Annotated in this window: 21 protein-coding genes; 11 read left to right on the forward strand and 10 right to left on the reverse strand. The window is 59.4% G+C overall.

Features of this window, described 5'->3' with window-relative positions:
• Positions 1-2: 2 nt before the first annotated feature.
• Positions 3-524 (reverse strand): Mpo1-like protein, encoded by a 522-nt coding sequence (locus V6Z53_RS03305; protein WP_338584132.1) that lies wholly within the window; start codon positions 522-524, stop codon positions 3-5.
• Between the two features lie 84 nt (positions 525-608).
• Between V6Z53_RS03305 and V6Z53_RS03310 the strand changes: the two genes are divergently transcribed.
• From V6Z53_RS03310 to V6Z53_RS03320, 3 genes are all read left to right on the forward strand, one after another.
• Positions 609-1,295, forward strand: coding sequence for a Crp/Fnr family transcriptional regulator (locus V6Z53_RS03310; protein WP_338584133.1), 687 nt, complete (start codon positions 609-611; stop codon positions 1,293-1,295).
• A gap of 116 nt (positions 1,296-1,411) precedes the next feature.
• On the forward strand, positions 1,412-1,660 hold the full coding sequence (locus V6Z53_RS03315) for a helix-turn-helix transcriptional regulator (protein WP_338584134.1): 249 nt from the start codon (positions 1,412-1,414) through the stop codon (positions 1,658-1,660).
• Positions 1,653-2,885 carry a type II toxin-antitoxin system HipA family toxin gene (locus V6Z53_RS03320; RefSeq protein ID WP_338584135.1) on the forward strand — a complete coding sequence of 411 codons (1,233 nt, stop codon included), beginning with the start codon at positions 1,653-1,655 and terminating at the stop codon, positions 2,883-2,885. The genes V6Z53_RS03315 and V6Z53_RS03320 overlap by 8 nt, the downstream gene beginning before the upstream one ends.
• On the opposite strand, the gene V6Z53_RS03325 is transcribed toward V6Z53_RS03320, so the two are convergent.
• Complete coding sequence (locus V6Z53_RS03325; protein WP_338584136.1) at positions 2,886-3,890, reverse strand: AraC family transcriptional regulator; 1,005 nt, start codon at positions 3,888-3,890, stop codon at positions 2,886-2,888.
• Between the two features lie 100 nt (positions 3,891-3,990).
• Here V6Z53_RS03325 and V6Z53_RS03330 point away from each other — a divergent pair, with 100 nt between their 5' ends.
• The 8 genes from V6Z53_RS03330 (at position 3,991) to V6Z53_RS03365 (ending at position 15,018) form a co-directional block, all read left to right on the forward strand.
• On the forward strand, positions 3,991-5,064 hold the full coding sequence (locus V6Z53_RS03330; RefSeq protein WP_338584137.1) for a fatty acid desaturase: 1,074 nt from the start codon (positions 3,991-3,993) through the stop codon (positions 5,062-5,064).
• A gap of 368 nt (positions 5,065-5,432) precedes the next feature.
• Positions 5,433-6,014 carry an alpha/beta hydrolase gene (locus tag V6Z53_RS03335; RefSeq protein ID WP_338584138.1) on the forward strand — a complete coding sequence of 194 codons (582 nt, stop codon included), beginning with the start codon at positions 5,433-5,435 and terminating at the stop codon, positions 6,012-6,014.
• Between the two features lie 58 nt (positions 6,015-6,072).
• Complete coding sequence (locus V6Z53_RS03340; protein WP_338584139.1) at positions 6,073-7,005, forward strand: sigma 54-interacting transcriptional regulator; 933 nt, start codon at positions 6,073-6,075, stop codon at positions 7,003-7,005.
• 161 nt (positions 7,006-7,166) lie between these two features.
• Positions 7,167-7,964, forward strand: coding sequence for a MetQ/NlpA family ABC transporter substrate-binding protein (locus tag V6Z53_RS03345; RefSeq protein ID WP_338584140.1), 798 nt, complete (start codon positions 7,167-7,169; stop codon positions 7,962-7,964).
• A 553-nt stretch (positions 7,965-8,517) separates the two neighbouring features.
• Positions 8,518-9,627, forward strand: a complete 1,110-nt coding sequence (locus V6Z53_RS03350; protein WP_338584141.1) for an RHS repeat-associated core domain-containing protein — start codon at positions 8,518-8,520, stop codon at positions 9,625-9,627.
• A gap of 179 nt (positions 9,628-9,806) precedes the next feature.
• Positions 9,807-10,910 carry an efflux RND transporter periplasmic adaptor subunit gene (locus V6Z53_RS03355; RefSeq protein WP_338584142.1) on the forward strand — a complete coding sequence of 368 codons (1,104 nt, stop codon included), beginning with the start codon at positions 9,807-9,809 and terminating at the stop codon, positions 10,908-10,910.
• Positions 10,907-11,971 carry an efflux RND transporter periplasmic adaptor subunit gene (locus V6Z53_RS03360; RefSeq protein WP_338584143.1) on the forward strand — a complete coding sequence of 355 codons (1,065 nt, stop codon included), beginning with the start codon at positions 10,907-10,909 and terminating at the stop codon, positions 11,969-11,971. Before V6Z53_RS03355 ends, V6Z53_RS03360 begins: the two co-directional genes overlap by 4 nt.
• Positions 11,968-15,018 carry an efflux RND transporter permease subunit gene (locus tag V6Z53_RS03365; RefSeq protein ID WP_338584144.1) on the forward strand — a complete coding sequence of 1,017 codons (3,051 nt, stop codon included), beginning with the start codon at positions 11,968-11,970 and terminating at the stop codon, positions 15,016-15,018. The genes V6Z53_RS03360 and V6Z53_RS03365 overlap by 4 nt, the downstream gene beginning before the upstream one ends.
• 96 nt (positions 15,019-15,114) lie before the next feature.
• Here V6Z53_RS03365 and V6Z53_RS03370 read toward each other — a convergent pair whose 3' ends face one another.
• The 8 genes from V6Z53_RS03370 to V6Z53_RS03405 all read right to left on the reverse strand — a co-directional run bounded on the left by V6Z53_RS03370 (position 15,115) and on the right by V6Z53_RS03405 (position 23,303).
• Positions 15,115-15,744, reverse strand: coding sequence for a class I SAM-dependent methyltransferase (locus V6Z53_RS03370; RefSeq protein ID WP_338584145.1), 630 nt, complete (start codon positions 15,742-15,744; stop codon positions 15,115-15,117).
• A 174-nt stretch (positions 15,745-15,918) separates the two neighbouring features.
• A complete protein-coding gene (locus tag V6Z53_RS03375) occupies positions 15,919-16,275 on the reverse strand; it encodes a hypothetical protein (RefSeq protein ID WP_338584146.1) in 357 nt (118 codons plus the stop codon).
• A gap of 526 nt (positions 16,276-16,801) precedes the next feature.
• Positions 16,802-17,446, reverse strand: coding sequence for a methionine ABC transporter permease (locus V6Z53_RS03380; RefSeq protein ID WP_338584147.1), 645 nt, complete (start codon positions 17,444-17,446; stop codon positions 16,802-16,804).
• The gene (locus V6Z53_RS03385) at positions 17,436-18,557 is read right to left on the reverse strand and encodes an ATP-binding cassette domain-containing protein (RefSeq protein WP_338584148.1); all 1,122 of its coding nucleotides are present in this window, start codon (positions 18,555-18,557) and stop codon (positions 17,436-17,438) included. Before V6Z53_RS03385 ends, V6Z53_RS03380 begins: the two co-directional genes overlap by 11 nt.
• Positions 18,558-18,559: 2 nt before the next feature.
• Positions 18,560-19,369: a MetQ/NlpA family ABC transporter substrate-binding protein gene (locus V6Z53_RS03390; RefSeq protein WP_338584149.1), complete on the reverse strand. Its 810-nt coding sequence runs from the start codon at positions 19,367-19,369 to the stop codon at positions 18,560-18,562.
• Between the two features lie 117 nt (positions 19,370-19,486).
• The gene (locus V6Z53_RS03395; protein ID WP_338584150.1) at positions 19,487-20,845 is read right to left on the reverse strand and encodes an LLM class flavin-dependent oxidoreductase; all 1,359 of its coding nucleotides are present in this window, start codon (positions 20,843-20,845) and stop codon (positions 19,487-19,489) included.
• Positions 20,845-22,038: an SfnB family sulfur acquisition oxidoreductase gene (locus V6Z53_RS03400; RefSeq protein ID WP_338584151.1), complete on the reverse strand. Its 1,194-nt coding sequence runs from the start codon at positions 22,036-22,038 to the stop codon at positions 20,845-20,847. Before V6Z53_RS03400 ends, V6Z53_RS03395 begins: the two co-directional genes overlap by 1 nt.
• A 23-nt stretch (positions 22,039-22,061) precedes the next feature.
• The gene (locus V6Z53_RS03405) at positions 22,062-23,303 is read right to left on the reverse strand and encodes an SfnB family sulfur acquisition oxidoreductase (protein WP_338584152.1); all 1,242 of its coding nucleotides are present in this window, start codon (positions 23,301-23,303) and stop codon (positions 22,062-22,064) included.
• Positions 23,304-23,414: the final 111 nt, after the last annotated feature.

Here is a 23,414-nt window from a genome sequence, read left to right on the forward strand (position 1 = left end):
ATCTAAACAGCCGCACGCTTCGGATTGACTCGAACACCCCCCGCCCGCGCCTCGATCTGCTCTTTCAACTCCCGCCGCATCCCCAGCAAGAACGCCAGCTCAGCCACCACAAACAACGGCCCGACAATCAGCCCAGTCACATCATCGACAAACGCCGGTTTACGTCCCTCGTAGTGATGCCCGACAAACTGGATCGCCCAACCGATCACGAACAACGCCACACCGCTGCTCAACCAGACCAGCGTGCTTTGCTGCGCCAGCACCTGACCCGCCCAGACACACAGCCCCAGCAACACCGTCATCAACACCCCGAGGCGCAGTTCCAGACGCAGGTAAAACCATGCGCTGGCCAAAGACACCAGCACCGCCGGTGAAAGCCAGCCCCCGGCCCACTGCGGACGAGACAACAGCACGGCGACGGCAACCACGATCAGCGGAATGCCGATGAAGTGGGTGGCGATGTTGCGCGGGTCACGGTGGTACGCGGCGTATTGACTGAGATGGTCAACGAGGCTTTTTTTCATTGTTATTCCTCCTGTAGGGTGACGGATCATGCCTCGGGGCCGTTTCACGCTCTGTCAGCCAGGCGACAATCTCTAGGAGTTTTCATGGATATGCAGGTCTGGCGCCCACGCCTGATGCGTGGTCAGTGGTTCAGCCATTTGCCTGTTTCCCTACAGGATAGTCTGCTGTCCGCCGCCAGGGTGCGGCGCTTGTCGCCGGGGCAGCGCCTGTTCAAGCGTGGTGATCCGCCGTGTGGCCTGTACGCGGTGCTCGAAGGCTCAGTGCGCATCGGCGCCGTCAGCGAGCAGGGCAAAGAGGCATTGCTGAGCCTGGTGGAGGCACCGCACTGGTTCGGTGAAATCGGTTTGTTCGATGGTCTGCCGCGTACCCACGATGCGTTCGCCGTGAGCAATTGCACGCTGTTGCACATTGCGCAGAACCCTTTGCTGGCGGTCCTCGACGGACAACCGGTGCACTGGCGGCAACTGGCATTGTTGATGAGCCAGAAGCTACGCATGACCTTCATCAATCTGGAGCAACTGAGCCTGTTGCCTGCACCGGCAAGGCTCGCGCATCGGTTGCTGATGATCGCCGAAGGCTACGGCGAACTCGACGAACCCCGCCGCGTCCTGCAACTGCCGCAGGAACAACTGGCCTCAATGCTGTCGCTGTCGCGCCAGACCACCAACCAGATCCTCAAGGATTTGCAGGGGCAGGGGATTATCGGTCTGAGTTACGGGGAAATCGAGATCCTGGATGCAGAGCGGTTGCGGGCGCTGGCTACGGTTTGATGGCCTGATCTAGGCCTCGATAAATGTGGCTGGACTTCAATGTGAATCTGCACTAAATACAATGCATAGATAGAAAAATCTCAATATATGCACTGTATATGATGCAGGTCGATTGAATGGAAAACCTTGGCAAACTGATCCGAACCTTGCGCAAGGAGAGAAAACTCTCCCAGCAGGCACTGGCGCAGCAGTATGGAATGAGCCGTGCGACGATCTCCGGAATCGAAAACAATACCCTCTCCGAAATCGGTCTGCGCAAGGTCGAGGCGATCCTCAACGGTTTCGGTTATGAGCTTACGGCTGTGCCGCGACAATCGAAGCGTCCGACGCTGGACACCCTGAAAAAGGTGAATTTCCATGGATGAGCCGCAGGAAAAGGATCGGTTGGCGATCAGTGTTTCCAACAGTGCCGTCGGAATTCTTGGTCGTGGTCAGTCCCCCATCGCTACCGTGTTTGCGTACGCCGAAAACGCGTCAGAGCAAAACGCCGTCTCTTTGACCATGCCGGTGCGCCTGGAGAGTTATGCCTGGGAACCGGGCGTTCCACCGGTTTTTGAAATGAACCTGCCGGAGGGCGCTCTGCGTGATGAGTTGACTCGCCGTTTCAGCAAAGCTGTCCGGGGTTTTGATGAATTCTCGATGCTTGCCATCGTCGGCCCGCACCAGCTCGGAAGAGTGGGCATTTCAACGGCACAGGATCCAAACGACCGACCACCTGAAACCAGCCTGACGGACCTGCTTGTACATGATGGTGCGCAAGGTTTGTTCGAAGACCTCTTGCAGACCTATGGCCAGTATTCGGGCGTTTCCGGTGTGCAGCCGAAAGTTCTGATTCGTGACAGCGCGTCAACCATCGATCGGCTGTCCCATCGCGGGGCAACGCATCTGGTCAAAACCTTTCACCCGGAGCAATACCCTGAGCTCGCCGCCAACGAATACTTCTGCATGCGGGCTGCGCTCCATTCGGGTCTAGAGGTGCCAAAATTTGAGCTCAGTGAACACGGTAAATTCTTGATCGTTGAACGCTTTGATCTGAATGAAAAAGGTTATCTGGGTTTTGAGGATTTCTGCGTGCTCAATGCCTGGCCATCCAAAGCCAAATACGATGGCTCATACGAAGGCGCGGCCAAGCAGATCAAGGCGTTTGTTTCTCCTCCAATGCTCAATCAGTCCCTTGAGTCGTTTTTCAAAATCGTCGCACTTTCATCGGGTTTGAAGAATGGCGACGCGCACCTGAAAAACTTCGGTGTCCTCTACGAGGACTGTGGAGCCGATTCGCAAATCAGCCTGGCACCCGCATACGACATCATCACCACGTCGGTCTACATCAAGGCCGATAGCATGGCATTGCTATTGGGCGGATCGAAGGCGTGGCCCAAGTACAAAGTGCTGATGCGATTTGGGCGGTCCGCGTGCAATTTGACTGAGGGCCGCTGCAACGAATTGCTGCAACAAGTCATCCATGGGATGGAAATGGCGATGGATGAGATGGGCCAATACATGAAGGCACACAATCTCTTTGCCGAAATTGGAGAGCAAATGCTCGAGCGGTGGAAAGCGGGCATGGCACGCAGCCTGGCTAAAGGCTGATCACCGCAACCCATCCCGAAACTGCCCGGGCGTCATCCCGGTCCAGCGCTTGAACGCGCGGCTGAAACTGCTGGTATCGGCGAACCCCAGCAGATAACTGATCTCGCTCAACGAGCATTGCGGATCACGCAGGTACAATAGCGCCAGGTTCTCGCGGCTTTCGTTGAGCAGCGTATCGAACCGGCAGCCTTCGTCCGCCAGGTGCCGTTGCAGGCTGCGCAGGCTCAGGTGCAGGGCTTTGGCGATGTGTTCGGCGCTGGGTTCGCCTTCCGGCAATTGTTCTTCGATGGCATCACGAACCTTGCGCTCCCAGGTCAGCGGCTTGAGCTGTGCCAGGGTGCGCTTGAGCACGGTTTCGTTGTGTTCGGCCAGTTCCGGGTTGGCGTCGTCCAGGTGGCTGTCGAAATCAGCCAGGGCGAACTCGATCCGGTCCTCGTCGTTGGCGAAGTACACCGGTGCGCGAAACACCTTGTGCCACTGATGCGGATCGGCCGGTTCCGGTCGACGCAGGTACACCGCCAGCGGGGCGTAGTCGCGGCCCAGGCGATTGCGACAGGTGCGCACGTAAATCGCGGTGAAGGCATCGATGGCTTCGTAAGCGGGAGCGGGATTGCCCGGCGGGATTCTCAAGTGGAAACGGTAGCGGTCTTCCGCGCGCGTCAGTTCCAGTTCCAGGGCGTCACTGACCACTTGGTGATAGCGCACGATGCGTTCAAACACTTCGCGCAGACTGCCGCTGGCAACCAGCGCATACCCGAGTGCATGAAACGTCGTGGGGCTGACGAAGCGCGAAACCCGCAGGCCAAGCGCCGGATCACCGCTGACCTGCACCGCGAGTTCCCACAGGCGCGTAGTACCGGACAATGGATAGCGCGCGTTCGGGTCTTCCATCAATTGCGGATCGAGTCCCGCTTGCCGGCACAGCGCGATGCTGTCGAAGCCCAGGGCATCGAGTTGCTTGCGCAAAGCGCGGGTCCAGCTGGCGAGCGAGGTCGGTTCAGTCATGTTGATTGGCGCTTCCGGTCAACAGGTTGGCGTTCACGGCTACCGCTGCGCACGGGCACAGCAGGCAGGATGCGAACATCAATAACCAGAGGATGGAAGCATGGACCGTACTTCTGCAAGTCCCCAGCGACTGAATGCAGCTCAGCGATCAGCACATATTCGCGAAGCGGTGCTGGCCAGAGGCGTCGAGTTGCGCGAGCGTTACCCGATTCTCAAGCATCAGGACGCCATGGGCGCGGGCATCCTGGCCTTCGCGTTGGCCGGCATGATCGGTGCGGCGGCGCTCTACATGACCGGGCATATGGCGTGGTGGGTGTGTCTTTTGCTCAATGCGTTTTTCGCCTCGCTGACCCACGAGCTGGAGCACGACCTGATTCACAGCATGTACTTTCGCAAACAGCGGGTGCCGCACAACCTGATGATGGGCCTGGTGTGGCTGGCGCGGCCAAGTACGATCAACCCTTGGATTCGTCGTCACCTGCATCTCAATCACCACAAGGTTTCCGGCACGGAAACCGACATGGAAGAACGCGCGATCACCAATGGCGAGCCTTGGGGTTTTGCACGGTTTCTGATGATTGGCGACAACATCATGTCGGCGTTCATCCGCATGCTTCGGGCGAAAACCTGGGCGCACAAATTCAGCATCATCAAACGCACTTTGAAGGTGTACGCACCCTTGGCGTTGGTGCATTGGGGCGCGTGGTACGTGTTTCTCGGCTTCCATGCGGCAAATGGCGTCGCCTATTTGCTGGGCGCGCCAATCGAGTGGTCGGCGACCACCCTGTCGGTGATGCAGGTGATCGATATCGCTGCAGTGGTGATCATCGGCCCGAACGTGTTGCGCACTTTTTGCCTGCACTTCATCAGCTCGAACATGCACTACTACGGTGACGTCGAACTGGGCAACGTGATGCAGCAAACCCAAGTGCTGAACGCCTGGTGGCTGTGGCCGTTACAAGCATTCTGCTTCAACTTCGGCAGTACCCACGGCATCCATCATTTTGTGGTGAAGGAACCGTTTTACATTCGCCAGTTGACCGCGCCGGTGGCGCACAAGGTGATGCGCGAGATGGGCGTGCGTTTCAACGATATCGGCACGTTCGGCCGGGCCAACCGGTTTGAACGCAAGGACGCGGTCGAACCGCAGCAGGTACGTGCCGCACAGGTCTAAGCCATGCATCCGGAAACTCAAGCTCAGTCGATCGTCATCAATTTGACCCGAAGAGACGTTAGGTTGTGACGCAAGCAGGGATTAAGACGGGCAATCGGTATATGCGATTAGGGTCTAATAAAGTAATTAAATATTCCTTTATTGGATAACCGATTTAGCTAATTATCGGCTCCCAGGGTTGTTGATCAGCGCTGACAGATTTTGAGTTTCCGGGGCCGTCTCCTTGGCAGGGTGCGGTCCCTTTTTTATTCTCCGGAAAAACCATATATTCGATATGGATCTTAATAAATAGCTTCTTATTCCTTAACGAATATAACTCTCCTCCCTATACTCGACCAGGAACAGACACGCAGCAGGAGAGCTCCCCCATGCGCAACGAATCAATTCGCTACCTGATTGTGCCGGGCTGGCAAGGATCGCCAGAAGATCATTGGCAAAGCCACTGGCAGAACAGCCTGCCGAACAGCGCACGGGTGGAGCAGGCCGACTGGCTGACGCCGCGTCGTGAAGACTGGGTCGCGGCGCTGGCCGAGGCGATTGCCGCCGACAGCACGCCGGTGATCCTGATTGCCCACAGCCTCGGTTGCATCACCGTCGCCCATTGGGCGGCGACCGCGCCGGTGCAGTTTTTGCGTCAGGTGCGCGGCGCCTTGCTGGTTGCCCCGGCGGACGTCGAGCGCCCGGCCTGCGCGCCGGCTCTGCGCAACTTCGCGCCGATTCCGACGGGTCTGCTGCCGTTTCCGAGTCAGGTAGTCAGCTCCGACAACGACAGTGCGGTCAGTGCGCCGCGAGCTCTGGAACTGGCGCGTCAGTGGGGCGCGGAAGCGGGGATCCTGGCAGGTGCGGGGCACATCAATGTGAAGTCCGGCCACCAGCGTTGGGAGCAGGGATTCGCCTATCTCTATCGCCTGCAAAACCGCATGGAACATAACGCCCTGCGCCGCGCTTGAACCTTTTGTTTTTTTAGAATCGCCCCCGTCTCCCGGCGGTTTTGGGCGGGAGTCTGCCATGAGTTTTGAAACCTTCGGTCAGCCATTGCTGACCTTTCCCGACGCCGAAAAAAGTCCCCTGAGCATCCGCGCCAAGGCGCTGGTGTTCGTCGATCAGCGCTCGCGGCAATTGCGCCAGGAGCTGGAGCAACTGGCAACCCGTGAGGTTTCGGTGCTGATCCGTGGTGAAACCGGCACCGGCAAGGAATTGCTGGCGCGGCACATCCATCGTGCCAGCGATCGCGGCGGGCTGTTTGTCTCGGTCAATTGCGGAGCCATCAGCCCGACTTACGCCGATGCCGAATTGTTCGGCTACGCGGCAGGCAGTTACAGCGGCTCGGCCAGCAGTCGTGCCGGGTGGTTCGGTTCGGCCAACGGCGGCACGTTGTACCTGGATGAGATCGGCGACTTGCCGTTACCGATCCAGATCAAGCTGCTCGCCGCCCTGGAAAACCACGAAGTCACCCGTGTCGGCGCCCATCAGCCAAGTCCGGTGGATGTGCGTCTGGTCGCTGCCACCAGCATCGACCTGGCCCAGGCCGTCGCCGCTGGCAAATTCCATGAGCGGCTCTATCACTACCTCAGCGAAGGTCAGCTTGAATTGCCGGCGCTGCGCGAGCGGGTGGGCGATATCCTGTCGCTCGCCGAATATTTTCTCGGTATCTACAGCCAGCGTCTGGATCTGCCGGTGCCGTTGATCAGCGAAGCCGCACAACAAGTGCTGGAGCGACACACTTGGCCGGGCAACACCCGTGAGCTGGAAAACGTCATTCACTTTGCGCTGTTGGTGAGCACTGGCGAGGAGATTTTACCCGAGCATTTGAACCTGTCAGAGCCACCGATTTCGCTGGAGAAAATCGAGCAAGACATTGTTTATACGAGCAAAAATGGCACAGACGATGAGCGTTCGGCACTCAAACGTTTGCTGGAAAGCCTGACGCAGACGCTCTAGTGCGCTGTATGAACAAAATGGAATATGAAACTGAATAAACGTTATTGTCCGGGAATAAAAAATCCCGGTATTGTCCGCTTCACGCCAGCGATAGCACTTCACTGGCACTCGTACTAATAGCCGTCGCCACAAGCGACTGTGATTTTCGATAAGGACACTGCATGAAAAAGGTTCTGTTGTTCACCGCTCTGGCGGCTGCCCTGACCACGGGCCTGGCCCAGGCTGGCGAGAAACTGGTGGTTGCCGCGACCCCGGTTCCGCACGCTGAAATCCTTGAGCTGATCAAGCCAACCCTCGCCAAAGAAGGCGTGGACCTGGAAATCAAGGTTTTCACCGACTACGTACAGCCAAACGTACAGGTTGGCGAAAAGCGCCTGGATGCCAACTACTTCCAGACCAAGCCATACCTGGACAGCTTCAACGCTGGCAAATACAAGGATGACAAAGCCAAGTACCTGGTCACCGTGCAAGGCGTGCACGTTGAACCGTTCGGTGGCTACTCCAGCAAATACAAAACCCTGGCCGAGCTGCCTGACGGCGCGACCATCGCTATCCCGAACGAAGGCAGCAACAGCGGCCGTGCGTTGATCCTGCTGCAGAAGGCTGGCCTGATTGAACTGAAAGACCCGAATAACGCTCTGGCGACCCCGAAAGACATCGCCAAGAACCCGCACAACTTCAAGTTCAAGGAACTCGAATCGGCCCTGTTGCCGCGCGTTCTGAAGGAAGTTGATCTGGACATGATCAACACCAACTACGCGCTGGAAGCCAAGTTGAACCCGACCAAGGACGCCCTGGTGATCGAAGGTGCCGATTCGCCTTACGTGAACTTCCTGGTGGCCCGTGAGGACAACAAGAACAGCGATGCCATCCAGAAACTGGCCAAAGCCCTGACCAGCCCGGAAGTCAAAGCGTTCATCGAGAAGAAGTACAGCGGCGCGGTACTGCCAGCGTTCTGATTCGCGAGGTAAACCCCTTCAAGGTTTCAAACGTCGACGGCTAATAGAGCGTCGGCGTTTTTTATTGGGTGTTTGTTGTCACTGTGGCGAGGGAGCTTGCTCCCGCTGGGTTGCGATGCGACCCCCAAAACCTGCGTATGCAGTCGGTCAGGGTACGCCACGTTAGCTTTGCGTGAGACTGCCTCGCAGTCGAACGGGAGCAAGCTCCCTCGCCACAAAAATCAAAAACTCTCACGCCACCCTGGCCTTCAACGCCCTGCGCAACGCTACCAGCAACTTGACGATGTCCTGCGGATTCATCGGCGGGGGCACTTTCACGTCTGCCATTTTTCTCTTCCTTGTGAGTGGTCGGCCGGGAGTCTGGCCACAAGCGGTCCGTCCTTGGAGGGGTAATTCGAAAAAAAGATCCTTCCTACGGCGCAAAGGAAAATAGTCGTCTTCCGCATCCTCGGCAAACGGGTGACACAGGTTTTCGCTCGGTACTAGCAGTTCTGCTAGGTGTTTTAGCGTACTTGCGGGTGCAAGCTGAACGTATGAATACGAGGTTGGCCTGATGAGTTCGAAAAAAACAGCGCTGTGCCGCTATCGCTATGACGCCCTGGACCAACTTGTCGGGCGTGAGCCTGCCGGCCAGGAAAAAACGCAGCGTTTTTACTGCCGCGAGCATCTGGCGACCCAGCTGGATGGTCAGGCCAGCCAGAGCGTGTTCCAGATTGGTAAACAATTGCTGGCGGAGCAAAGACGCGAAGGCGATGACCTCGAGAGTCGCTTGCTGGCGACCGATCTGCAACGTTCGGTCTTGCAGCTCACTCATCAAGGCCGACCTGTTTGGCAAGCCTTTACGCCTTACGGCCATCGCCGGGTCGAAAGCGGTCGGAGCAGCCTTCCGGCTTTTAACGGCGAAGTGATGGATTCCGTCACCGGACACTATTTGCTGGGCAATGGACACCGGGCGTTCAACCCGGTGCTGATGCGTTTCAACAGCCCGGACAGGTTGAGCCCGTTTGGTCGGGGCGGGCTGAATCCGTATGCGTATTGCCTGGGTGATCCGGTGAATTTCAGTGATCCGACGGGAAGGTGGGCCGCTGCCGCTATTGCCCGAATCCTCACCAGTGTCGGTGCTCTTTTCAATTCGGCTATCACGTTGAGGCCCGGTATACCTTTTCAGGTAGGACTGGATGCGCTTGAGAATGGAGCCGCATTCAGATTGCCCATGAGGCATACAGTGGGAGCCGCGTCCGCTGTTTTGGCGGGGGTGACGGGTGTTGCGGGAGCCGTAGTCGGTGTGGGCAGCACAATTATTACTGCGATCAATCCCACCTCAACCTTGCTCGCACCAATGGCAAATACTGCTCTGGGATTAATGAGCGGATCAGTGGCTAGCAGACTCGGATCCTGGTGGGCGGCGCGCAATCCTGAGGTAATTCCAGCGTTGAAAAATCTGGTGGGTGGATCGTCTTCTCCAGCACGTCCGTCGGCATGGCCGAATGCGCGGGGAAGGTTTGAGACCGCCATTGATGTGGGGTCCTATTCTCCTACTGCGCCTCTGCCTTCACCCGTCCCACCTCAGCCTTCCGCTCCACTCCAGACCCCGGTAGGCATTGGCTTTGAAGCTTTCAGCTATGAGGTGCGCGATCCGATTCCCCGTCGCAACAGTCGATAACGCGAAGTTTGGCGGGTGCTGGGCCAATCCATCCACTGCGACCGTCACGAAGCCATGATCTTTTGATCTGAAGCAGTTCTTTTTCAAGGAAATTTCAATCGACCTGGCGAAGGCCAAACCCTGTTCTAAGCTCAGAGTCGTGTTGTCTCTGAAACACCAGAAAAGGCCAAGGAGTTTGCATGGCGGTTCCCGGATTGAAAGTGGTAATGGCCTTGAGCGTCATTACGTTGCTGACCGCGTGCGAAGAGAAAAAACCAATTCCCGAATACCTGCCGCGGGTATTCGTACAAGTCGTCAAACCAGCGGATTACGCGGCTACGGTCACGCTCACCGGGGATATCCAGGCGCGAGTACAGACCGAGTTGTCTTTCCGCGTCGGCGGCAAGATCATCCAGCGTTCGGTCGACGTCGGTGACCGGGTGACGGCCAAGCAGGTATTGGCCCGTCTCGATCCCAAGGATTTGCAGACCAACGTCGATTCGGCCCAGGCGCAAGTGGTCGCCCAGCAGGCACTGGTCAAACAGAACGCCGCGGCATTCGTGCGCCAGGAAAAACTCTTGCCCAAGGGCTATACCAGCCAGAGCGAGTACGACTCGGCCCAGGCTGCCTTGCGCAGCAGTCAGAGCGCGTTGAACGCTGCCCAGGCGCAGTTGGCCAACGCCAAGGATCAGTTGAGCTATACCGCGCTGATCGCCGATGCGCCGGGCATCATTACCGACCGCCAGGCGGAAGTCGGCCAAGTGGTGCAGGCGACGATGCCGATCTTCGGCCTGGCCCGCGACGGCGACCGGGATGCGGTGTTCAACGTCTATGAATCACTGTTGGCCGAGAAGCCGAAGGATCAAACCATTGTCCTCAGCCTGCTCGACAACCCGGCGATCAAAACCACCGGCACCGTGCGTGAAGTCACCCCGTCAGTGTCGGCGGAGTCAGGCACCGTACAGGTGAAGGTCGGCCTGAACAGCCTGCCTGATGGCATGCAACTGGGCTCGGTGGTGAGCGCCACGGCAAAGGGATCGGGCAAGTCGGTCATCGAGTTGCCGTGGTCGGCGCTGACCAAAAATATCAGTGAACCCGCCGTCTGGATTGTCGACGACAAAGGGCAGGCTCAGTTGCATTCGGTCACGGTCGGCCGCTATCTGACGGGCAAGGTCATCATCAAAGACGGATTGAAGGGCGGCGAAAAAGTCATCGTCGCCGGTGGGCAATTGCTGCACCCGGGCATGGAAGTCGAGATTGCCGAAAACACTTACAAGGATCTGAGTTGGGGAGCCAAGCCATGAAGCCTTTATGGGCGTTGTCCATTGGGCTGGTGCTGAGCGCCTGTTCCAAAAGCGAGCCACCGCCGGAGCCGGTACGGCCGGTGCTGTCGATCAAGATTCAGGCCTTGAACGAAGAGGATCTGGGGCGTTTCGCCGGCAGTATCCAGGCGCGCTACGAGAGCAATACCGGGTTCCGTGTGGGCGGACGAATCGCCAGTCGTAACGTCAACGTCGGGACCGAGGTCGAGAAGGGCACGCTGCTCGCCACGCTCGATCCCTCCGACCAGCAGAACCAACTGCGTTCGGCCGAGGGCGACCTGGCAAAAATCTATGCACAACTCATCAATGCGCAGGCCACCGCCCGCCGGCAGCAAGCTTTGTTCGATCGCGGGGTAGGCTCGCAGGCTCAGCTCGATTCGGCCAACACTGACCTTAAAACCACCCAGGCTTCCCTCGATCAGGCCCGCGCCGCGGTCGATCAAAGCAAGGACCAACTGGCCTACACCGAACTGCGTGCCGACCACAAAGCGGTGGTCACCGCGTGGAGCGCCGAGGCCGGGCAAGTGGTGACGGCCGGGCAGCAAGTGGTGACCCTGGCACAACCGGACATCAAGGAAGCAGTGATCGACCTGCCCGATACCCTGGTCGACCAGCTGCCCAGTGACACCGTGTTCCTGGTCGCCGGGCAACTGGACCCGAGCACAAACACCACAGCGATCATCCGCGAAATAGAACCCCAGGCACAAAGCGCCACTCGCACTCGTCGCGCCCGCCTGACCCTGGCCGAAACACCGGAAGGTTTTCGTCTGGGCACGGCCATCAGCGTCACCCTGAGTTCGGCGGTCAAACCGCGGATCGAATTACCCGTCACCGCGTTGCAGGAGGTCGATGGCAAGCCACGCATCTGGGTCATTGACGCACAGAAAAAAACCGTCTCCCCGCGGAACGTCACCGTGATAAGCCGCACCAACGACATCGTAGTGCTAGACGACGGCGTGAGAAACGGTGAGCGGGTAGTCACTGCCGGTGTAAACAGTCTCAAACCAGGACAACCAGTGAAATTCGACGAGGACAGTCAATGAAAGGGCCTTTCAACCTCTCGGAATGGGCCCTCAAGCATCAGTCGTTCATCTGGTATCTGATGTTCGTCGCGTTGCTGATGGGTGTGTTCTCGTACATCAACCTGGGGCGCGAAGAAGACCCTTCGTTCACCATCAAGACCATGGTGATCCAGAGCAAATGGCCGGGTGCGACGCAGGAGGAGACCCTCAAGCAGATCACCGACCGCATCGAGAAAAAACTCGAAGAGCTCGATTCTCTCGATTACGTGAAAAGCTACACGCGGCCCGGCGAATCGACGGTGTACGTGTACTTGCGCGATACCACCAAGGCCGGGGATATCCCGGAAATCTGGTATCAGGTGCGCAAGAAGATCAACGATATCCGTGGCCAGTTCCCCCAGGGCATGCAGGGGCCGGGGTTCAACGACGAGTTCGGTGACGTCTTCGGTTCGATCTATGCGTTCACCGCCGATGGCCTGACGATGCGTCAATTGCGCGACTACGTGGAACAGGCCCGCATGGAAATTCGCGGCGTGCCGGGGTTGGGCAAGATCGAGATGGTCGGCCAGCAGGACGAAGTGCTGTACCTGAACATCTCCACACGCAAGCTCGCAGCGCTGGGCATCGATCAGCTCCAGGTGGTGCAGAGCCTGCAAACCCAGAACGCCGTGACCCCTGCGGGGGTCATCGAGGCCGGACCGGAGCGGATTTCGGTGCGCACCTCGGGGCAGTTCACGTCCGAGAAAGACCTGGCCGAGGTCAACCTCAAGCTCAACGACCGTTTCTATCGTCTGGCCGACATCGCCGAAATCAGTCGCGGCTACGTCGATCCGGCATCGCCGGAATTCCGCTTCAACGGCCAACCGGCCATCGGCCTGGCGATCGCCATGCAGAAGGGCGGCAACGTCCAGGCGTTCGGCAAGGCACTGCATGAACGCATCAACCAGCTGACCGCGGATTTGCCGGTGGGTGTCGGCGTGCACAACGTCTCCGACCAGGCCGTTGTGGTGGAAGAAGCCGTCGGCGGTTTTACCAGTGCGTTGTTCGAAGCGGTGGTGATCGTGCTGTTGGTCAGCTTCGTCAGCCTTGGCGTTCGCGCCGGACTGGTGGTGGCGTGCTCGATTCCGCTGGTGCTGGCGATGGTGTTTGTGTTCATGGAATACAGCGGCATTACCATGCAGCGGATCTCCCTCGGCGCGCTGATCATTGCCCTCGGCCTGCTGGTGGACGATGCGATGATCACCGTGGAAATGATGGTCACGCGCCTGGAAATGGGCGAGACCAAGGAACAGGCCGCGACCTTTGCCTACACATCCACAGCGTTCCCGATGCTCACCGGTACGCTGGTGACGGTGGCCGGGTTCGTGCCGATCGGTCTGAACGCGAGCTCGGCGGGTGAGTACACCTACACACTGTTTGCGGTGATTGCCTGTGCGATGCTGGTGTCGTGGGTGGTGGCGGTACTGTTTGCGCCGGTGATTGGTGTGCACATTCTCAGCACCAACGTGAAACCCCATGAGGGCGAGCCCGGACGCGTCGGCAAGGCCTTCAACGGCGGGTTGCTGTGGTGCATGCGAAATCGCTGGTGGGCCATCGGCATCACCGTGCTGTTGTTCGTGTTGTCGGTGGTCGGCATGCGCTTCGTGCAGAACCAGTTCTTCCCGTCCTCGGACCGGCCGGAAATCCTGGTGGACCTGAACCTGCCGCAGAACGCCTCGATCGCTGAAACGCGGCGGGCGGTCGATCTGCTCGAAGCCTCACTCAAGGGCGATCCGGACATCGTGCGCTGGAGTACCTACATCGGCCAGGGTGCGATCCGTTTCTACCTGCCGCTGGACCAACAACTGCAAAACCCGTTCTACGCGCAGTTGGTGATCGTCAGCAAAGGCAAGACCCGTGAAGCCATGATGCAGAAGATTCGTGAGCGCTTGCGCAACGAGTTCGTCGGCATTGGCGGCTATGTCCAGGCCCTGGAAATGGGGCCGCCGGTTGGGCGTCCGATTCAGTACCGCGTCAGCGGCAAAGACATCGATCAGGTGCGCCGGCATGCCATCGAACTGGCCACCGAACTGGACAAGAACCAGCACATCGGCGAGATCATCTACGACTGGAACGAGCCGGGCAAAGTGCTGCGCATCGACATTGCCCAGGACAAGGCGCGGCAGTTGGGACTGTCCTCCGAGGACGTGGCCAACCTGATGAACGGCATCGTCAGCGGCACGGCGGTGACTCAGGTGGACGACGACATTTACCTGATCAACGTAGTCGGTCGTGCGGTGGACTCCGAACGTGGTACGCCAGAGACCCTGCAGAACCTGCAGATCGTCACGCCAAGCGGCACGTCTATTCCACTGCTGGCGTTCGCCACGGTGCGCTACGAACTGGAGCAGCCGCTGGTGTGGCGTCGCGATCGCCAACCGACCATCACCATCAAGGCGGCGATACGCGACGACATTCAGCCGACCGACCTGGTGAAAATCCTCAAGCCATCCATTGATGCCTTTGCCGCCAAATTGCCGGTGGGTTACAAGGTCGCCACCGGAGGTACGGTGGAGGAGAGCGGCAAGGCCCAGGGGCCGATTGCCAAGGTTGTGCCGTTGATGCTGTTCTTGATGGCGACCTTCCTGATGATCCAGTTGCACAGCGTGCAGAAGCTGTTCCTGGTGGCCAGCGTTGCGCCGTTGGGCTTGATTGGCGTGGTGATTGCGCTGGTGCCGACCGGCACGCCGATGGGCTTTGTGGCGATCCTCGGGATTCTGGCGTTGATCGGCATCATCATCCGCAACTCGGTGATCCTGGTGACCCAGATCGAGGAGTACGAGCACAAGGGCTATGCGCCTTGGGATGCGGTGGTGCAAGCCACCGAACACCGACGCCGGCCGATCCTGCTGACCGCCGCGGCGGCGAGCCTGGGGATGATCCCGATTGCCCGGGAAGTGTTCTGGGGGCCGATGGCCTACGCGATGATTGGCGGGATCATTGTCGCCACGCTGCTGACGCTGCTGTTTTTGCCGGCGCTGTATGTGGCCTGGTACAAGATTCACGAGCCGAAGAAAGAGGTGCAGTAAGGCGAGCGCTGCGCGCTCATCGCCAGCAGGCTGGCTCCCACAGGTAAATGCGATCAACTGTGGGAGCCAGCCTGCTGGCGATGGCGTCCGCGATGGCTACGCCGGCTTACGCCAGACACTCGCCAACCAAGGCTGCTGCTCCCGCGGCAGCCCCGCCGGCCGGTAGTAATGCTCCAGCTCCACAAACCCCGCTTCAGTCAGCAACTGCTGCCACGCCTGAAGGTCGTGATACGCCCCATACCGCGGCCCGTTCCAGCCTTCCTGGTTCTCGCCACGGGGATTGGAACTGAACAGCACGCCACCCGGTTTCAGTGCCTCGCGCAATTGCGTCAACACCCGAGGTAACTCCTGGCGCGGGATGTGGAACAACACCGCGTTGGCAAAGATCCCGTCGAATCGCTCGGCCGGCAGATCGAGCTTCAGGAAGTCCTGCTGCCAGACCTCGCAACCACTGTCCTCTCGGGCCATTTGCGCAAATTTTTCCGAACCGTCCAGGCCGACTGCCTTGTGGCCCATGCGCGTGAAGGTCTGTAAATCGCGACCAGGGCCGCAGCCGAAATCGAGAATGTCGAACGGCGCCTCGCCCTGAATATGCCGCAGCAGCGCATCGATGTTCTGACTGACATCGTGATCGCGGGTGCCTTCGCGAAAACCTTCGGCCACTGAGTTGTAATGACCCAGGGTGGTGGCGGTGATCTGCTGGAGGTCGTCGGGGGTTTGTTTCATGGTTGGCTGCGCAGGCAATTGGGATTTGCCGAATATACGCCATCGGGTTTGGAGCTGCTGTGCAGCCCATCGCGAGCAGGCTCACTCCTACAGGGTTTGCGTTGGCCACAGATTTTGTGTTCAACGCCGATCCACTGTAGGAGTGAGCCTGCTCGCGATGGCGATTTCACTGGCTCAGGTTTTTTTCATCCCCAAGCACTCGATGGAGTGATCCACCATCGCCTTGGCAATCTCCAGCAAATGCCAGATCGAATACACCATCGCCCGGTCGGCACCCTTGAGATGGTCGCCACACTGATACGCCGAGACTGAGGCGCAGCGCAGCAGATCGGCGACATAGAGCTGGGTGTCTTCGAAACTCACGTCCTTGCTGACGTTGTAAAAGCGCAGTTCATCGGGCGGCGCGGGTTGGTCGCCAGTGAGGTAGAAATCGATGGCACGGTACAGCGCTGATCGATCCCTGAGCGGGTCTTCACTGGCGGTTTCGTTAGTAGAAGATTCGGAAGGTGGATCGGGAACGGATTTTTCCATGAGTGTTGCTCCTATTGCTGCAAGGGAGCCATCACTTATCGCCTACTAAACGATTGGGTGGTGGCTGTGCGCAGGTTAGTAGGCCGGTCAATAGGAAAACCGGTGCACCCGAAGGTGCCCCACGCACAGCTACCATATTCTGCATGCGGCAAGAGTCGCCGGACATGAGCATGAAGTCGCTATGCGCCTATTGTTCCGGGCTACTAAACCCGATCACTGATGAGCAGTGACGGACCGAGACTAGCCACGGGATTCGGCAGGCGCAAGCGAGCGAAATGATCTAGGAAATGTCCTGCAAAGGAAAGGGAACGGACCTTCGGAACAGCTGATTTTCCTGTACGAAAACTTCCCTCTGGAAGCATGCGACGACCTGTGGCGAGGGAGCTTGCTCCCGCTCGATTGCGCAGCAATCGTAAAGTCTGACCCCCGAATTTCACTGATACACCGAACTGAATGGTTTGGGGCTGCTTCGCAGCCCAGCGGGAGCAAGCTCCCTCGCCACGAAAGCAGGGTGATCTTCAGCTCTTCACCGCTTGTTCAAACCACGAGCCAGTCTGTCCCCACCCAACTGAATCACCGCCACCAACGCCACCAGCAACACAATCACCGTCAACATGATCTGGCTGTCAAAGCGCTGATACCCATACCGGTAAGCAATGTCCCCCAAGCCGCCGGCACCAATCGCCCCGGCCATGGCCGAGGAGTTGATCATGGTCACCAGCGTAATGGTGAACCCGCCAACAATCCCCGGCAGCGCTTCCGGCAACAACACATGCCAGACGATGTGCTGGCGTCGGCAACCCATGGCTTGCGCCGCTTCGATCAAGCCGTGATCGACTTCGCGCAAACTGACTTCGGCGATGCGCGCAAAGAACGGCGTAGCCGCGATGGTCAGCGGCACCACGGCCGCCCATACGCCGTACGTGGTGCCAACGATCAACCGGGTGAACGGAATCAGCGCCACCATCAGAATCAGGAACGGGATAGAGCGAAACAGGTTCACGAACGCGCCCAGTGCGCGGTTCAGCGCCGGAGCTTCGTAGATGCCGCCCTTTGAGCTGGTGACCAGGATCACCGCCATCGGAATGCCCGCCAACAGTGCGATCAGCGACGACACGCCGACCATCAGAAACGTGTCGATAAAACCCTGTAGCAAGCGATCAAACCACATAGCCCAACACCTCCACCTGTTGTGCCCACTGGCTGGCGCGCTGACGCAACTCCTCGGCGTCGAAGGCCGAACCGGTCACCGCCAGCAGCAGTTGCCCCAGAGCGTGGCCCTGAATGCGCTCCACGCCACCTTGCAGCAAGCGCACGCGGCCACCGAGGGCACTGAACAGCGCGGCGACGTCGGGTTCGTCATGGGCCCCACCAGTAAATTGCAGGCGCAATACCAGCGCGTCGTCCGAGGACTGCGGTTGAGGTTGCAAGCGGCTTTGCAGCTCTGGCGGCAAGGCATGTTGCAACGGTGCGAGCAGGGTCTTGCTGACCTCATGCTGTGGGTTGCCGAACACTTCCCACACCGGGCCTTGCTCAACGATGCGCCCATGTTCGAGCACCACGACGCGATCGCAGATTTCGCGGATCACCGCCATTTCGTGGGTGATCAAAATGATGGTCAAACCCAGGCGCTGATTGATCTCGCGCAGCAGGCCGAGGATCGATTGCGTGGTCTCCGGGTCCAGCGCCGAAGTGGCTTCGTCACAGAGCAGGATCGCCGGGTCGTGCACCAGCGCACGGGCAATGCCGACACGCTGTTTCTGGCCGCCGGACAACTGCGCCGGATAGGCCTTGTGCTTGGCTTGCAGGCCCACCAGTTCCAACAGCTCGCGGACTTTCTGCTCGCGTTGTTCCTTGGGCACACCGGCGACTTTCAGCGGCAGTTCGACGTTCTGCCAAACAGTCTTGGCCGACATCAGGTTGAAGTGCTGGAAGATCATGCCGATGCGTCGACGCAGCGCGACCAAGCGGTCCTCGTCGAACTCGCCAATGTCCACCTGATCGATCAGCACCCGACCCGAGGTCGGTTGTTCGAGGCGGTTGATGGTGCGGATCAGCGAGGATTTACCGGCGCCGCTGCGGCCGATGATGCCGAACACTTCACCGCGCTGGATCGCCAGGTCAATGCCGTGCAGGGCGGCCACCGGCCCTTGTTTACCGTCGTAGGTTTTGCCCAGGCCGACGAAGCGGACGTGGGCACGATTGAGCTCCGGATGCAGCTCGGTTTGTTCTGCGTTTTGAGGCTCTGGAATCTCCAGTCGCCGTTGAATCGCGGCGGTCATGCTCAGCTCTCCCAACCGGCTTGATAGAGCATGCCATGAGCTTTATCCAGTGCGGCGCGAACGGCGGGCGAGTGTTGGTAGATGTCGACGAATTTGATCAGGCGCGGGTCGGTTTTGCTCTTTGGCTGGATCACGAACTGGATCACGTATTCCTTGTGATCGAGGCCGTCGAACAGCAGCGCGGAACCGGCATCGAAAGTCTTCGCCAGGCGAATGTAGGCCGGGTAGCCCTGGACCAGATCGGCGTCATCGTAGGCGCGCACCAGTTGCACCGCTTCAACCTGGAGGATCTTGATTTTCTTCGGGTTGGCGATGATGTCTTCTTCGGTGGCCTTGTAGCCGACACCCGGTTTGAGCGTGATCAAACCGGCCTTGGCCAGCAACTGCAAGCCGCGTCCGCTGTTGATTGGATCGTTGGCGATGGCCACGCTGGCGCCTTGTGGCAGCTCATCGAAGCTTTTGTATTTTTTCGAGTAGAGGCCGACGTTGTTGATGATCCCTGGCGCGAACGGCACCAGGTCAAAACCGGAGGCAGCCTTGGCGTTTTCCAGGAACGGGATGTGCTGGAAGTAGTTCACGTCGATGTCACCGGCGGCGAGGCTGACGTTCGGCGCGATCCAGTCGGTGAACTCCACCAGCTCGACTTTCAGGCCTTGTTTGCCGGCTTCTTCGACGGCCGCTTCCAGCGGAATGGCGAAGGCGGCGGTGGTGCCGATTTTCAGTGGCGCGTCGGCGGCGAAGGAGACCGAGCTGAAGAGGCCGAGGGCCAAGGCCAGTGCTTTGACTGGGTGAGAGAGGTAGTTCTTTTTCATGATGGTTTTTCCAGTCAGTGCATAAATTAAGGTGTTTGTGCGGGCCTCTTCGCGAGCAAGCCCGCTCCCACAGGGAAATGCGTTCCAAATGTGGGAGCGGGCTTGCTCGCGAAGCTTTTAGCGGCGGTAAGCCGAGCCTGTGTGTTGCTCGGGCAAATGCGCCCCTTCGCGAAACAGCTTTTCCCGCAAGCTGCCGTCGTCATAAGCAGTCTTGTACGAGCCGCGCCGTTGCAGCTCTGGAATCACCAGATCGATGAAATCCACATAGCTTTCCGGCGTGACGATTCGCGTCAGGTTGAAGCCGTCGAGACCGGTTTCGGCGGTCCACGATTCCAGCTCATCGACCACTTGCCCGGGCGAGCCGACCACCGTGATGTAGCGTCCGCCGAGGGCGTGTTGATCCAGCAATTTGCGCCGAGTCCAGTCGTTGTTTTGCAGGTTTTTTGTGGCGGACTGGATCGCGTTGCTCTTCACGTACTGGATCGGTTCGTCGATGGCGTATTCGGAAAAATCGATCCCGGTGGACGCGGAGAAATGCGCCACGCCGGCTTCGGCGCTGGCGTAGCTCAGGTACTCGGCGTGCTTGGCCCACGCCAGTTCTTCGGTTTCGCCGACGATCACGTTCAGGCCCATGAACACTTTGATGTCCTCGGGGTTGCGGCCAGCTTCAACGGCGCTGGCGCGGACCTTGTCCACCTGCACTTTGGTCGACGCCTTGGTCTGGCCGCTGATAAACACGCACTCGGCATGCCGCCCGGCGAACAGCAAGCCGCGATCCGAACTGCCCGCCTGGAACAGCACCGGCGTACGTTGTGGCGACGGCTCACAGAGGTGATAACCCTCGACCTGATAGAACTCGCCCTTGTGCTCGACCTTGTGCACTTTCTCCGGCTGCGCGTAGATCCGCTGTTTCGGATCGTTCAGTACCGCGCCGTTTTCCCAGCTGCCTTCCCAGAGTTTGTAGAGCACTTGCAGGTACTCGTCGGCCTGGTCGTAACGGCGGTCATGCTCGACTTGTTCGCTCAGGCCCATGGCTTTGGCGGCGCTGTCGAGGTATCCGGTGACGATGTTCCAGCCCACTCGGCCACGGCTCAGATGATCCAGTGTCGACATGCGCCGGGCGAACAGGTACGGCGGTTCGTAGGTGAGGTTGGCGGTGAGGCCGAAGCCGAGGTTTTTGGTCACCGCGGCCATGGCCGAAACCAGCAGCAATGGATCGTTGACCGGCAGTTGGATCGACTCTTTGAGCGGTACGTCCACCGAGTTTTGGTAAACGTCGTAAACGCCGACGATGTCGGCGATGAACAAACCGTCGAACAGGCCGCGTTCGAGTAACTGCGCCAGTTCGGTCCAGTACTCGATGGTTTTGTACTGGGTCGACGTGTCGCGCGGATGCGTCCACAGGCCGTGGTTGATGTGCCCGATGCAGTTCATGTTGAACGCGTTGAGCAGGATTTTCTTTTTCGCAGCGGTCATCAAATAGTCCCCCGCAGCGGAGGATTTTCATCGTTGAGGTAGTAATTGCCGACCGCGTGATACTTCCAGCGTACCGGGTCGTGCAGGGTATGCACCCGGGCGTTGCGCCAGTGGCGATCGAGGCCATGTTCGATAAGGGTTGCCTGGCTGCCGGCCAGTTCAAACAGGGTACTGCCGGCCGCGAGGGAGATTTCGGTGCTGATTGCGCGGGCTTCGGCGACGGCAATCGAGGCGGCGGCGACGGTCTCGGCTTGGGTGTCGGCCTGGGCCTTGTCGAGGAATTCACCGGCGCGTTCCAGCAGCGCTTCGGCGGCGTGCAGACGAATGCTCAAGTGGCCGAAGCTCTTGAGGGTCAACGGATCTTCAATGGCTTTCTCATGGGTCGCGTCGATCCACGGCCGGGTCTTGGTGCGCACGAAGTGCAGCGCGTCTTCATAGGCCGCGCGGGCGATGCCGGTGTCGATGGCGGCGTGGAGAATCTGCGCCAGCGGACCGACCGGGGTCGGGCGCTCGAACGCAGTCTGGAACGGGATCACGTCTTCGACGGCGACATACACATCTTCGAACACCACCGAACCGCTACCGGTGGTGCGCTGGCCGAAGCCGCTCCAGTCGTCGATAACGGTCAGGCCTTTGCTGGTGCGCGGTACGAATGCCAATTGCTGCACGCCGTTTTCATCGATCACCGAGGTCGGGATGCGCTGAGCGTAAATCGCACCCGTGGCGTAGAACTTGCGACCGTTGATGCGATAGCCACTGCCGTCGCGGGTCAGGCGCGTGACGCGGTCGTGGGCGGTTTTGGTGCCGAGTTCGGCGAGTGCATTACCGAAACGCTGACCGGCCAACACTTCGGCATACAGGCGTTTCTTCTGCTCGGCGCTGCCGTTCACGCGTAGCACTTCCAGGGCATAAAAATGGTTCTGCGGGATCTGTCCGAGCGAGCCGTCAGCCTGACTGATCAGCGCGATGACCTTGGCCAGCGTGACGTTGGAAACGCCCGCGCCACCGTACTCTTTCGGCACGCTGATGCCCCACAGGCCCGAGCGGGAAAACACTTCCAGCTCCGGGTGTGGCAGTCGACGTTCACGGTCGCGCAGGGCGCTGTCGCGTTTGAAATCTTCGGCCAGATCGCTGGCGACAATCAGGGCTTGCTCATCGCTGGTTAAGACCGCGACGTGGTGAGAACTTGTCATGTGTTTCTCCAGATGTCTGGTCGTCAGATCCAGGAATGGCGAGCCGGTAAGGTGCCGTTCAAGTGGTAGGCGCCCACGGCGTGATACTTCCAGCGCACCGGGTCGTGCAGGGTGTGCACGCGGGCGTTGCGCCAGTGGCGGTCGAGGTTGAATTCGGTGAGGGTGGCGCGGCTGCCGGCCAGTTCGAAGAGTTTTTCGCTGGCCAGCAGCGAGATCTCGGTGGTCAGCACTTTGGCTTCGGCCACGGCGATCGACGCGCGGGCAGCGGACTCGGCGGTGAGCGGCGCGGCGCTGACCTGATCGAGCACTTGCCCGGCCTTGCGCAGCAGGGCTTCGGCGGCGTGCAGCTCAATCTTCAGCTTGCCGATGTCGGCAATCACGTACAGGTCGTCACTGGCTCGTTCGACATTGGCGTCGATCCATGGTCGCGCACGGGTTTTCACGAATTCGATGGCATCGTCGATGGCGCCCCGGGCGATCCCGGCGTCGATGGCGGCTTGAATCAGTTGCGAGACGGCGCCCTGGGTATTGGGCTTGTCGTTGATCTTCCAGTTGTCTACCACCAGTTCGGCGTCGACCCGCACGTTGTTCAGCAAAATCGTGCCGCTGGCGGTGGTACGCTGACCGAAGCCGGACCAGTCATCGACGATCCGCAACCCCGGCGTGCCGCGACGCACGAAGGCCAGCACTTGCTTGTCGTCGTCATTGAGCGCCTTGACCGCGACCCAGTGCGCGAACAGCGCGCCGGTGGAATAGAACTTCTGGCCGCTGAGGACAAAGCCATCGCCGTCGGCGGTGATGCGCGCCTTGAGTTCCAGAGTGTTTTTGGTGCCGCGTTCCGGCCCGGCATTGCCGATGCGCCAGCCATCGAGCACGCTTTTGAACAGCTGTTTTTTCTGCGCTTCAGTGGCGCTGCCCAGCACCAGATTGAGGATGCCGAACTGGTTCTGCGGGATCTGCCCAAGGGCCGGGTCTGCCGCGGAAATGATCGCGAACACCTCGGCCAGGGTGACGAACGAAACCTGTGGACCACCGTACTCGCGCGGGATGCCAATGCTGCCCAGGCCGCTGCGGGTGAACTGTTCGATTTCCGACCACGGCAGCTTGCGCTGCTGGTCGCGTTTGGCCGCTTGCAGGCGGGCGGTTTGCGCCAGCTCATGGGCGGCCTTGATCGCTTGAGCATCGTTGCGCAGCACTTGTGCGGGCAACAACAATGGGGCGATGTCCAGATCACTCTGGACGATTGCATCTGCCAGACTGGACATCAGTGCCGCTCCTTGGCTGCACGCAATGCCCTGGCGATCTGCACTGGGGTGATTGTGTTCCGGACCATACCTACCTCACATCTCATGGAAACGTCGCTGTGTGCGACGAAC

This window comes from Pseudomonas sp. MAG733B, assembly GCF_036884845.1.
In the GTDB taxonomy this organism is placed as follows: Bacteria; Pseudomonadota; Gammaproteobacteria; order Pseudomonadales; family Pseudomonadaceae; genus Aquipseudomonas.